Genomic DNA, 12476 nt, shown 5'->3' with positions numbered 1-12476 from the left:
TAGCATTTCACTACATTCAATCAACTATGCGTAACAATTTTGTATTTCTGTCGCTAGTGTTTTTGGTTATACCACGCCTATCAAAAGCGCAGACATTAAATGCTGATCGGAAAAAAATTTCCGCTATTAGAGTTTCTAAAGCTCCGAAAATAGATGGAAAAATCGATGATGATGCCTGGAATAAGGCCGAAAAAGCCTCTGACTTTATCATGTGGCGTCCAGACAATGGTAAGCCCGAACCTAATACTCACAAAACTAAGGTAAAACTCGTCTATGACGATAAAGCAATTTATGTTAGTGCTGAAATGGAAGCTCCCGATCCAAGTAAAATTCCTGCAGAGTTTACAAATAGAGATAATATTGGAAATGCCGATTTCTTCTTGATGACTATTAACCCAAATGATGACGGTCAAAATCCTTTTCAATTTATTGTAACTAGTTCAGGAGTGCAGGCGGATGCAAAAGTTTCGAACGGAAATGAAGACTTTAATTGGAGTGCTGTTTGGGACAGTAGTGTTCGCTTTACCGAAAATGCATGGATTGTTGAAATGAAAATTCCATATAGAGCACTTAGGTTTGCTAATGAACCAGTTCAGTCTTGGGGAATTAACTTTCACAGACGAGTTCAAAACTTAAATGCCCAATTTACTTGGAACCATGTGGATAATCAAGTTGGGAGATGGACTCAATATGATGGCCTTCTTGAAAATTTAAAAGATATAAAACCACCTACCCGTTTAACATTGTATCCTTACGCGTCTTCTACAGTGATAAGTAACAAAAGCGAAAATAGTTTTGATTGGAGCGTAGGAATGGATATTAAATATGGTATTACCGAAAACTTCACATTAGATGCAACTCTTATACCTGATTTCGGGCAAGCTGCCTTTGACAATGTTGTTTTAAATCTTGGTCCTTTTGAGCAACAATTCACTGAACAACGTCAATTTTTCACAGAAGGGACAGAACTTTTTACGAAAGGAGGTTTATTCTATTCAAGGAGAATTGGAGGTAGTCCTATAGATCAATTCAAAGTTAAGGATCAAATAACCGATGATGAAGAAATCATTGATTCTCCTAACAAGGTTGACATGCTGAACGCTGTAAAAATATCTGGGCGAACCAAAAAAGGACTTGGTATCGGTTTTTTTAATGCCATTACTGACAAAACAGAAGCTACAGTCAAAAATAAAGTTACGAATGAAACCAGAACTCTGGTAACAAATCCATTTTCAAATTATAATATTATTGTATTGGATCAACAATTCAATCAAAACTCTTCAGTAACATTAATAAACACAAATGTAACTCGAGTTGGTGAATTTAGAGATGCAAATACATCAGGAGTTTTATGGCACATTGAAGATAAGAAAAGTACCTATAATATTGATGGTTCATTTCGCATGAGTCATCTCTCCGATGACGACACAAAGCCAAGTGCAGGTTATACTTTTGATACAAGTATTGGTAAACATGCTGGGAATTGGAGAGGAGAAATAGGATATAATTTTGAAAATAAAGACTTCGACCCAAATGACTTCGGTATATTTTTTAGAAATAATCGACAAAGAATTTATGGTTTTTTAGGCTATCGATTATTACAACCCAAAGGAATTTTTAATAACTATGGTGTAAACTTCTATTATAATGTAAACTTTTTACACAATCCAGGAACCTATGTTGGCGCTAATGGAGGATTATCCTTTTGGTCTCAAACCAAAAAAAGATTTGGTTTCGGAGGAAACTTAAATTTTAGCACCGAAAGAAAAGACTTCTTTGAGCCAAGACAAGGCACTCTAAGTGGAATTTACTTCAAAGCCCCACAAAGAATCAATATTAATCACTGGGGATCGACTGACTACAGAAAAAAGTTTGCAGTCGACTATAATTGGTTTTACAATTTCTTTAGAGACAATCCTAAAGAAGGATACGGATTCCGATTTGCACCAAGATATCGCTTTAATAATCGTTTCTCATTAGTATATGGCTTTAGATACAGCCAAACTAATAGAGATCAAGGTTATGTCAGAAAAATCAGTGAGAGTTATGTTGATGACAACCCTCAATACACATCTATAAAAGATGATATTATTTTCGGAGAAAGAGACTGGACAACATACAATAATACACTTACGGGAAAATATAGTTTTAGTGCACTTTCTTCTTTATCTCTAAGTTTTAGGCATAATTGGAGTAAGGTTCCTTATTATAATAATAATTTTTATAGCTTAGATGAAACCAACGGAAACCTAGTTACCAGTATTTATAATGAAGACCATAACCGTAATTTTAATAGCTGGAATATTGATTTAAACTATGTTTGGCAATTTGCCCCTGGTAGTCAGTTAATTGCTTTTTACAGAAATTCAATTAACCCAAGTGATAATTTCGCTCCAGCGGATATTGGGTTTGCCGATAATTTAAGCAGATTATTTGAACAAGACATGCAACATACTTTTTCACTCAGACTTGTTTACTTTATAGATTATAACAACCTAAAAAATATATTGTAAAATTATTTAAAGAAATTATTAAAGGAGATATACGCTGATGATAGACTATATCTCCTTTCTTTTTTATACATTCGTCTTATAAGATTTTTGTTATGATCAGTGCTGAAAACATTCATAAAAGTTACGATAGTGTAGAGATTTTAAAAGGAGTAAATCTGCATATTGAAAAAGGGGAAGTCATTGCAATTGTTGGTCCCTCAGGAGCTGGAAAAACGACACTACTTCAAATTTTAGGTACTCTTGATTCGCCTGATGATCAAAAAGATTTTTCTCTAACAATAAATGAAAAATCAGTAAAAAACCTAAAAGATAAGGAAATCTCATTATTTAGAAATAAACACATTGGCTTCATTTTTCAATTTCACCAGCTACTTCCCGAGTTCACAGCTCTTGAAAATGTTTGCATTCCTGCTTTTATTGCAAAAAAAGGAAAAGCAGAAACTGAAAAAAAGGCAAAAGAACTATTGAATTTTTTAGGTTTGTCTCATAGGGAAAATCATAAACCGAATGAATTATCAGGAGGAGAACAACAAAGAGTAGCGGTTGCTCGAGCGCTTATCAATGATCCTGCTGTTATTCTTGCTGATGAACCTAGCGGTAACCTTGACTCTAGCTCTGCCGAAAACCTGCACGAACTTTTTTTTAAACTAAGAGATTCATTTGGACAAACATTTGTAATTGTTACACATAATAACGAATTAGCGACGATGGCAGACAGAAAGTTAGTTATGAAAGATGGTGTTATAATTTAATTGTAAGAAATATCTTCTACTAAATGAACACTACTCTTCGAGAACTTTTGTTTTATTTAAAGTCGCCTTCGTTAAAAAAAGACTCCAATCAAGACTTAAACTATAGAATACAGAAACTAGCACACTTGCTTATCATTTCAATTCTCACTGGAATGATTTTAAGTCCAATTTTCGGATTGATTGAAAAATTTGAGCTAATCAATCTAGAGAATCATGCCATTGAAAAATTATTGGAATCCAAATCTAAATTGACCATTTTTTCTATTGTGGTTATAATGGCTCCAATTATGGAGGAGTTAATTTTTAGAGCTCCACTTACATTGTTTAAAACTCCGCGCTACTTCAGCTTTATATTTTATTCTTTTTCCTTTTTATTTGGATTGGTGCACATTACAAACTATGAAGTATCTACTAACGTAATTTTACTTACCCCTATTTTAATTGCTCCTCAGTTTATCTTAGGAACGTATCTTGGCTTTATAAGAGTCCGTTTCGGACTTATATGGAGTATTCTTTTACATGCATGCTATAATGCTTTTTTTATGTTTATTACTTTTGTAGCCTAATCATAAATAATTTTCAAATATATCTATCTGTGAAAAAAGAAGAATTAAAAGCCTTTTTAGACGAAAAAGTAATTGAATACAACAACACCAACTTTATTGATAGTGACCCTGTACAAATACCTATATCTTTTAATCAAAAAGAAGATCAAGAGATTGCTGGTTTTTTAGCCGCGACTATTGCTTGGGGAAATAGAAAAATGATTATTAAAAATGCACAACGAATTGTTGAGCTAATGGGGAACGCTCCTTTCGATTTTGTAATGAATCACAACGAAGATGACTTGGAACGATTTGAAAGTTTTGTACATAGAACATTTAACAATGTGGATATTACTTTCTTCATAAAATCTTTAAAAAACATTTACACGAATCATCAAGGTTTGGAGAATGTTTTAAAACCTAAAGATGGAATTGATAATTATCAACACGCGATACATGAATTCAAAAAGACTTTTTTTGAAATTCCACATGAAACTAGAACACTTAAACATGTTTCTGATCCGTTAAAGAACTCAGCATCTAAACGAATTAACATGTTTTTACGTTGGATGGTGAGAAATGATAAATCGGGCGTAGATTTGGGTATTTGGAAATCTCATTCGTCTGCTAACTTACATTGTCCTCTAGATGTTCACTCCGGAAATGTCGCTAGAAAACTCGGAATACTAAAACGTAAGCAAAACGACTGGAAAGCTTTAATTGAACTTGATACTACCTTACGAAAATTCGATCCGAACGACCCTGTTAAATATGACTTTGCCTTATTTGGATTGGGAGTTTTTGAAAAATTTTAAAAAACAAAAAAACACGATCGCATCAATTATTGGTTCCGAAAGTTTTAGTATTTTTATAAATTAAACAAACAACCAAAAACTGTACCCAAAAATGAAAAAATTATTTTCATTTACAGCGTTATTATTCAGTATTTATTTAAGCGCTCAAGATTTAAAAATCCCAATTGACACTACGGTCGTTACCTCTGGCTCTTTATCGATTAAAGGAAAATCAATTAAATACAACGCCCAGACTGGTACTCAACCTGTTTTTGATAAAAACGGAAAGATAAAAGCCACTCTTTATTACACATACTATTACAGAACGGATGTTTCGAATAAAGAAAACAGACCTTTATTGATGTCATTCAATGGTGGTCCTGGTTCCGCTTCTGTTTGGATGCATATTGGATATACTGGTCCTAAAGTTTTAAAGATTGATGATGAAGGCAACCCTATTCAACCATATGGAATTAAAGATAATCCATACTCAGTTTTAGATGTTGCAGATATTGTATTTGTAAACCCTGTGAATACTGGTTACTCTCGACCTGTATTAAAAAAAGATGAAAAATTAGATCATAAGTATTTTTTTGGTATTAATGCTGATGCGAAATACTTAGCTAGTTGGTTAAACACTTTTATTTCGAGACATAATCGATGGAAATCTCCAAAATATATTATTGGTGAAAGTTATGGAGGAACACGTGTTATGCAACTTGCTCATGAACTACAAAGTAGCCAATGGATATATTTAAATGGAGTTATTATGGTATCTCCTGCAGATTATCAATTATTAAGAACAAAGAGCTCTGAGGATTTTGCTATCAACTTCCCTTATTTTACAGCTGCCGCTTGGTATCATCAAATGCTTCCGAAACAACTGCAACAGCAAGATTTAGAGGCTATTTTACCTGAATCTGAAAATTTTTCAATTAACAAGCTTTTACCTGCAATAGCAAAAGGAGGATTTATTTCTGATAGTGAAAGACAAACGATTGCCGAAAAAATGGCCTACTATTCTGGTCTTAAAAAAGAGGTAATTCTTCAACATAATTTAGAAGTTCCAAATAGTTTCTTTTGGAAAGAGTTACTGAGAGAAAAATCAGGAAAAACTATCGGAAGGCTTGATAGTAGGTATTTAGGTATTGATAGAAAGGAATCAGGAGATAGACCGGATTACAGTCCTGAACTGGTGTCATGGGTTCATTCCTTTACACCTGCAATGAACTATTATATAAAAAATGTTTTAAAATTTAAAACTGATGTAAAATATAATATGTTTGGTTCTGTTCACCCATGGGATTTTACAAAAAATAGTGCTAGAGAAAATTTACGCAAAGCTATGGCACAAAACCCTTACTTAAAAGTATTAGTTCAATCAGGGTATTATGATGGTGCTACTACATACTCAGCAGCAAAGTATACTATGAGTAAAATTGACCCAAGTGGAAAAATGAAAGATCGTTTTTCGTTTAAGGCATATCGCGGTGGTCATATGATGTACTTGCGCAAAGAAGACTTGCAAAAATCAAATGAGGATTTGCGCCATTTTATAAATAATAGTTCTAAAAATATTGGAGCTGCAAAATATTAAACTATGAAAAGCAATTTATTCAACATGAAGAGCCTAGATTTTTATCTTTCTTCATTAACAAATAAGAGGTTAAAGGAAGTTCAGCATGAAATCCAACCAAATGACTTCGTTAATTCTGAATTAATGTCATTTGATATTTATTTACAAAAATTTCATCAAATAGGTTCGGAAATATCTCAAAACAAGGATATCGAAGCAATTAAAGAAATGTCACAAATATTTAAATGGTCGAATGATTTTGATGAAATATTCAACGAAAACAACTTTGAAGCACTTGTACTGACTGACATATCCAGAAAAATATTATGGGTAAATTCAGGTTTCACAGAAATGACTGGTTACTCTAAAAAATTTGCAGTTAACAGAACTCCTAGTTTTCTTCAAGGCGAAAAAACCTCCAATGAGGTTAGAAAAAGAATCCAGAAAAAATTATTAATAGGTACTCCTTTCAAAGAGATTATCATCAATCATAAAAAAGACAAATCGACTTATAAATGCGAAGTCAAAATATTTCCTTTAAAGAGTGATACAACAACTCACTTTTTAGCTCTGGAAAAAATAGCTTTATAAAAAAATGCCATGTGAACCATGGCATTCTTTATTTTGGTAACTCTTCAAAAAACATAACACCTTATTTTTCAATTTTTTAAATAGGTTTTTTAGGTAATTTTAGTATATTACGATAACAAAAAATCCTTTTATGCTATTAACCACCGAAACCCCAAGTGAAGTTGCTCTGTCCATAAAAAAATTTGTTGAAAATGATATTGCTCTAATTAGTGTTGGTGAAGAAACACAAACCAATATTGACGAATTAATAAATTCACTTAATAAAGAAGGTGTTAGCTTTATAGGAGCCATCTTTCCTATGATCATTCACAATGATCATACTAGTAAAAAAGGGATTGTTATTCATAAGTTAAGTAACGTTGTTTATTTATCTATGATAAAAAACATCAGTAAAGAAGATTATACAATTCCTTCTGTTGATTTCAAACCTGAATCAAACTATAGTTTAATTACTTATGTCGATGGACTAACTTCTAATATTTCCGTTTTTTTAAGCAATCTCTATGAAAATTACGGAATGAACACTAATTACATTGGTGGAGGAGCAGGAAGCTTAAGCCTAAAACAAGCTCCTTGTGTTTTTTCTAAAGATGGATTCTTTCAAGACGCTGCTGTTGTATGTTTAACCGAAACCAAATCAAATATTGGAGTAAAGCATGGATGGAAAAAACTTGATGGGCCTTTTATAGTTACAAAAGCACATCATAATACCATAGAAGAAATAAATTGGGAAAACCCATTTAATATATATAAAAGTATTGTCGAGAAAGATGCTGGCGGTACTATTACGAATGACAACTTTTTAGATTACTCTGGATGTTATCCAATAGGAATTATTAAGGATGGTGTTGACCACCATATTGTTCGAGACCCATTAACAGTGGAAAACAATAATGCAATCGTTTGCATTGGACATATCGAAGAAAACACCATGATTAATATTATGAAAGGTGAGAATGATGCCCTTATTAATGCAGCGAAAGTTGCGACTGAAGAAATTGTATCTAAAGCAAAGAATGCCAAGAATGCTATGGTTATCGATTGTATTACCAGAGTATTTAAGTTAAAGGATGATTTTAAATACGAACTTGAAAACGTTTATAAAACCATTCAGGAAAAATATCCTGACATTCAAGTTAACGGAGCGCTCACTCTAGGAGAAATTTCCTCATATGGAAATGGATATATCGAATTTTATAATAGAACAATTGTTGTAGGTTTACTTGAATAATGGAAAGTGGAAATCAAATACTTGATATTCTTAGGTTATATGAATATTCAATGAGTATAGGAAAATCACTTGACTACAATAGTAATTGTGACAACTTCCTAAAACTTTTACTAAAAAGGAAAAATTTAAATGCTTGCTGGATTCTCAGACTAGATCAGAATAATTTAATCACGGAATATTCTATTCCTTTTGGCGACAATAACACTAAACAAGAAATTTCTACTTGGGCATATGATTATTTAAATGCCATAGATAAATACTCCCTTGAAGAATATAATAATTTGTTCGATGAACTATCTACCATATCTATTAATAATGGAATATTGGCAATCATCCGATTAGATAAAAGCAGCTTTCTATTTTTGTATTCAATAGAGAAAAACTTATCCCACAAAGATTTAAACCAATTACTTCCGGTAATTAGTAAGTTTTCTATTACTCTAGAAGCTTGCAAAGCCAACGAGAATCAAAATATTCTGCTTCAAAGACTAGAAGAACGTAATGAAGAATTGAACAACTACGCTCATATTGTTTCTCATGATTTGAAATCTCCTTTAAGGAATATGGACGCTCTCGTTACTTGGTTAAAAGAAGATCATGGAAAAGATTTTTCCGAAGATGCCTCAAACTACGTGGATTTAGTCGGAGAAAACATCTCAAGAATGGAATCTCTTATTAGCGGCATACTGGAATACTCAACCATAGGACTTAAAGACTTCAGGAATTCATTTATAGATTTAAACATTATTTTAAAAGATATTGTTAGTCATATTTACATCCCAAAACACATTCATATAACTCTCTCAAAGAATTTCCCAACCATAAAAGGAGACACCTACCGATTACAACAGTTATTTCAAAACCTAATGAGTAATGCTGTTAAATATAATGATAAGGAAATAGGTAAGATCGATGTTGGATTCAAAAAAGAAGGAAAGACAATTGTTTATTACGTAAAAGATAACGGTAAGGGTATCGAGGAAAAATATCACACTAAGATATTCAATGTTTTCCAAAAACTAGAGAGTAACAAAAACTCCACTGGAATAGGACTTTCAATTGTAGAAAAAATAATAAATAACTACGGAGGGAAAATCTGGTTAACCTCAGAGCTTAAAAAAGGAACTACTTTCTTTTTTACACTATCAAAGTAGCATTATTTCTTTTTTAAATCGCAATACCAAAAACTAGAACTATAATTTTTACTTCTTTGTTTTTCTGATTTTTGATGACAATTATCCTCATTATCGTCATGAAGTTTATATGACCTTAAAACCTTCTCTCCTATTTCAAACTCTATAGGTTTTGAAAAAATTGGCCCATCAAAACAGAATGTATGAAACTCACCGTTTTCTCCACAAACATCAACATTTTCTGGTAGTTCTTTAATAAAATCTTCATCAATAATTCTCCCTACAAACTCCTTCCCCAATAAATCAGCATTTACACAAACAGTTATTGTTTTAAATCCTAGATCTAGAAATTCTTTCAATAAATCCTTGGTATTTTGTTTCCATAACGGATACACTCCTGAAATTCCAACTTCGCCTAGTTTCGTATCTCTATACTTTCTTAAATCTTCCAAAAAAATGTCTCCAAAAATGGCATGATGAAATCCTTTATTTTTAAGCCTCCCTGTCTTTTCTTTCATCTTTTCATCATACATAGACATAGTAACATCAGCTGGAAATTGAATCTTTTCAAGAGGAATACCAATACTATCTATTTGATCTTCTAACAAGCTTTCATGCAGTCCGTGCATAGAAACACGCTTGTATTCCTCATTAATATTAGTTATTAACCTTTCAACTTTATAGTTTCCTTCATTTAATACCTTGTACAAGGCTAAAGCAGAATCCTTGCCTGTACTCCAATTAAAATATGCTTTTTTCATTTGTATGTTTTTCTAATATGTTATCTCTTAGAAGTATTTTGATGAATACAAAAATGCGCAAATCATTTCAATTTTATACTCTTTTTATCCCTTCAAAAAATTCTAAAGTTGGTGAAAACAATTTTTTACTTAAAAATATAGACATTAATTTCGATTTAAATCAACCTAAAAGGTTATCAAAGTAAAAACTTACAAAAGCAATTTTTGTAAGTTTTTAAGAACATTGGTTTAAGTTATCTAAAAAACATCCATTTTTTAGGAAGGAACTTTTCTCTAGACTCTTGTAAATAGGCATTCATAATTCTCGGCTTTCTATTCAATATACTTTCTATCGTATCGGATTTTGGCTCAGGATGTTTCTGTGCAAGTAAATCAATTTCAACCAAATGCCTCGCTAACCATTCTGGCATTCTAGCCTTTTTAGTTAACTGTTTCAGAAATTCTTCTCTTGAAATATCTTCATACATCACCTTTTTACCAATTACATATGATATTCTTTCAGCCATAGAAGCATTCGACAAGGCTTCAGGACCTGTAATAACAATAGCCTCTCCATGCAAAATTTCCTCTTTAAGTAAATACTTTACTGCTACTTCAGCTACATCTCTAGCATCTACATAATTTCTTTCTGCGTCCCCCATAACTCCAAATATTTTCCCCAAATACTTTATCGTAAATGTATTTCGCTCCCAGTTTTGCATGAATGAATGAGGTTGTAAAAGGCAGTAATCTAAAGTACTTTTTTGCAACACTCTTTCTATTCTTCTATGCCAGTCACTTACTTCAACAAAAATTGAATTCGGAACTACTGGTGCTGAAAGTTTAACAACCCTTTTAATACCTAATTCCTCAGCTACTTCAATAATATTTGTTTCATAAATAATTTGACTGGGAGATGTAGCTGTTAATAGAAAAATTGCATCTCCTCTTTTACAAATGGCTCTTAATTGATCTTTTGAGTTTAAATCGGCCGATACGTAGGAAATATTCTGATTAAAAGTACCCAATGTAATCGGAGGCTTTCTTTCTGGAACCCTAAGTACCCCCCTAACAAAACAGTGTTTCTTACTTATTAATTTTAACACTTCAGCTCCAACAGTTCCTGTTGCGCCAAAAACAATTATAGTCGGTTTATCTAATTTCATTGTTACTTTTTTGAGTTGGTACTTTCCATGCGGTTATTACAGTTCCAATTACAGTCGATAGCATGATATCAAATTGATATTTATTCAGTTTAAGAAAGACGATTAAAAAATATGCTAAGAATAGATTAAGAAAAAGCATTAATAAAATTCTTATTAGCTTATTTTCTAATTTAAATCTATTCTTGGTACCCCAAAAGAAACTATATGTTATTATAGTTGCTATTAAAGATGGAATAGCAATACTCACAAAACTAGCATTCATTAAATCGACCTTTTGCAAAAACCAACCCGATAACCAAGCTGTAACTCCTGGAAAAAAATATGATGGTAACGCCATTAACATCATTGACTTCAATGAAAAAGCATTTGTTACGATCTCTTTGTTTTTCATGTGCTTCTTATAAATTTATTTGGTCATTGTAATACCTCTTCGCTAAATAATAATTAGTTACAAGTTGAAGAGACTTCACTTTATTGATATTTAAAACTTTACTATTTCTGAATCCTTGGTTTTCTACCTCTAAATGGATTTACTTTTAAACCTACAGAAATATATGCTTTCAAGGGAATGTCCATATCATAAATTACCTCTTCATTGCTGTCTTGAAATTCATACTTCTCAAAAACCGAATGTGTTCCTCTCACTAAAACCCCGATAGATTTTGAAAACCAATAATTATATTCTAATCCAGCTGATACAGTTGTAAAAATGGATTGCGATACATTTGCATACTGACCATTATCTCTTTCATTGGTTAATTGCAAAGAAAAATCATTTAAATCTCCCAAAACTTTGATAGAATGTTTTCTGTTGAAATCATATTTCACATAAGTATTTGGTAATCCAACTGCAAAAGTCAATTTATGACCAATAGACCCCATAAAATTGACTACCGGATTCACCCTTTTCTCTCCAGATAACGTAAGGTATCCAACACCAAAACTTAAGAGATAAGTGTTTTGTTTGTTTTTACTAGTAAACCTTTTTTCTGCAAATAATATTCCGTTAAAGTGGAAATCATCTGACTCTAAACCTCTATTAAAGCTTCCATTCGCATGTGGCATCAATAAGGCATTTAATGACCAGTTTTTAGAGATTTTGTAATTTGCGAGTAAACTATAATTTATATTAAAATACTCTTCTCTAGAATCTAAAATAGAAGGTTGTTTCTGCGCCCCGAACGAAAAAGAATGATAATCCATTCCAATAGTATTAAATAAAGAAAGCCTTTTTTTCATCAAAGGAAAACTCAGCTTTGAACTGACTCTTTGATAATCGAATGCATCGGAATTATTAACTTCGGGCGTATAATGTACGTAAAAGGCATCCCTATCTTTATTAACTACAAAGACGTCACCAGTTACTTGACCATAGATATTGGCTATGAACAAAAATAAAATTAAAGTGGTTGTTTTTCTGACCATGATATTTGTA

At 32.0% G+C, this 12476-nt stretch carries 12 protein-coding genes; 8 read left to right on the top strand and 4 right to left on the bottom strand.

The genetic code is table 11. The annotated features are described in order from the left end of the window. Positions 1 to 26 precede the first annotated feature (26 nt). From BLW23_RS09265 to BLW23_RS09230, 8 genes are all read left to right on the top strand, one after another. Positions 27 to 2513 (top strand): DUF5916 domain-containing protein, encoded by a 2487-nt coding sequence (locus BLW23_RS09265; protein ID WP_093669088.1) that lies wholly within the window; start codon positions 27 to 29, stop codon positions 2511 to 2513. A gap of 92 nt (positions 2514 to 2605) precedes the next feature. Beyond that, the gene (locus tag BLW23_RS09260; protein WP_093669086.1) at positions 2606 to 3265 is read left to right on the top strand and encodes an ABC transporter ATP-binding protein; all 660 of its coding nucleotides are present in this window, start codon (positions 2606 to 2608) and stop codon (positions 3263 to 3265) included. A gap of 23 nt (positions 3266 to 3288) precedes the next feature. Beyond that, positions 3289 to 3831, top strand: a complete 543-nt coding sequence (locus BLW23_RS09255) for a CPBP family intramembrane glutamic endopeptidase (protein ID WP_093669084.1) — start codon at positions 3289 to 3291, stop codon at positions 3829 to 3831. A 29-nt stretch (positions 3832 to 3860) separates the two neighbouring features. Then, positions 3861 to 4625: a TIGR02757 family protein gene (locus BLW23_RS09250; RefSeq protein ID WP_093669082.1), complete on the top strand. Its 765-nt coding sequence runs from the start codon at positions 3861 to 3863 to the stop codon at positions 4623 to 4625. A gap of 91 nt (positions 4626 to 4716) precedes the next feature. Then, complete coding sequence (locus BLW23_RS09245; protein ID WP_093669080.1) at positions 4717 to 6201, top strand: S10 family peptidase; 1485 nt, start codon at positions 4717 to 4719, stop codon at positions 6199 to 6201. 3 nt (positions 6202 to 6204) lie between these two features. Further along, a complete protein-coding gene (locus BLW23_RS09240) occupies positions 6205 to 6771 on the top strand; it encodes a PAS domain-containing protein (protein WP_093669078.1) in 567 nt (188 codons plus the stop codon). 130 nt (positions 6772 to 6901) lie between these two features. Then, complete coding sequence (locus BLW23_RS09235; RefSeq protein ID WP_093669076.1) at positions 6902 to 8002, top strand: FIST signal transduction protein; 1101 nt, start codon at positions 6902 to 6904, stop codon at positions 8000 to 8002. Between the two features lie 50 nt (positions 8003 to 8052). Further along, a complete protein-coding gene (locus BLW23_RS09230) occupies positions 8053 to 9156 on the top strand; it encodes a sensor histidine kinase (protein WP_176829783.1) in 1104 nt (367 codons plus the stop codon). A gap of 2 nt (positions 9157 to 9158) precedes the next feature. Here BLW23_RS09230 and BLW23_RS09225 read toward each other — a convergent pair whose 3' ends face one another. The 4 genes from BLW23_RS09225 to BLW23_RS09210 form a co-directional block, all read right to left on the bottom strand. Further along, positions 9159 to 9896, bottom strand: coding sequence for a Dph6-related ATP pyrophosphatase (locus tag BLW23_RS09225; RefSeq protein WP_093669072.1), 738 nt, complete (start codon positions 9894 to 9896; stop codon positions 9159 to 9161). Between the two features lie 233 nt (positions 9897 to 10129). After that, on the bottom strand, positions 10130 to 11041 hold the full coding sequence (locus BLW23_RS09220; RefSeq protein ID WP_093669070.1) for an NmrA family NAD(P)-binding protein: 912 nt from the start codon (positions 11039 to 11041) through the stop codon (positions 10130 to 10132). Continuing rightward, positions 11028 to 11432, bottom strand: coding sequence for a hypothetical protein (locus BLW23_RS09215; RefSeq protein WP_093669068.1), 405 nt, complete (start codon positions 11430 to 11432; stop codon positions 11028 to 11030). Before BLW23_RS09215 ends, BLW23_RS09220 begins: the two co-directional genes overlap by 14 nt. 101 nt (positions 11433 to 11533) lie before the next feature. Then, the gene (locus BLW23_RS09210; RefSeq protein ID WP_093669066.1) at positions 11534 to 12466 is read right to left on the bottom strand and encodes a DUF6268 family outer membrane beta-barrel protein; all 933 of its coding nucleotides are present in this window, start codon (positions 12464 to 12466) and stop codon (positions 11534 to 11536) included. Positions 12467 to 12476: the final 10 nt, after the last annotated feature.

This window comes from Tenacibaculum sp. MAR_2009_124 (assembly GCF_900105455.1).
Classification (GTDB): domain Bacteria; phylum Bacteroidota; class Bacteroidia; order Flavobacteriales; family Flavobacteriaceae; genus Polaribacter.
This window is presented reverse-complemented; position numbering and strand designations above follow the sequence as displayed.

Coding starts and splice junctions, on each gene's coding strand:
- BLW23_RS09265 (WP_093669088.1), top strand. CDS start 27: ATGCGTAACAATTTTGTATTTCTGTCGCTAGTGTTTTTGGTTATACCA.
- BLW23_RS09260 (WP_093669086.1), top strand. CDS start 2,606: ATGATCAGTGCTGAAAACATTCATAAAAGTTACGATAGTGTAGAGATT.
- BLW23_RS09255 (WP_093669084.1), top strand. CDS start 3,289: ATGAACACTACTCTTCGAGAACTTTTGTTTTATTTAAAGTCGCCTTCG.
- BLW23_RS09245 (WP_093669080.1), top strand. CDS start 4,717: ATGAAAAAATTATTTTCATTTACAGCGTTATTATTCAGTATTTATTTA.
- BLW23_RS09240 (WP_093669078.1), top strand. CDS start 6,205: ATGAAAAGCAATTTATTCAACATGAAGAGCCTAGATTTTTATCTTTCT.
- BLW23_RS09235 (WP_093669076.1), top strand. CDS start 6,902: ATGCTATTAACCACCGAAACCCCAAGTGAAGTTGCTCTGTCCATAAAA.
- BLW23_RS09230 (WP_176829783.1), top strand. CDS start 8,053: ATGAGTATAGGAAAATCACTTGACTACAATAGTAATTGTGACAACTTC.
- BLW23_RS09225 (WP_093669072.1), bottom strand. CDS start 9,896: ATGAAAAAAGCATATTTTAATTGGAGTACAGGCAAGGATTCTGCTTTA.
- BLW23_RS09220 (WP_093669070.1), bottom strand. CDS start 11,041: ATGAAATTAGATAAACCGACTATAATTGTTTTTGGCGCAACAGGAACT.
- BLW23_RS09215 (WP_093669068.1), bottom strand. CDS start 11,432: ATGAAAAACAAAGAGATCGTAACAAATGCTTTTTCATTGAAGTCAATG.
- BLW23_RS09210 (WP_093669066.1), bottom strand. CDS start 12,466: ATGGTCAGAAAAACAACCACTTTAATTTTATTTTTGTTCATAGCCAAT.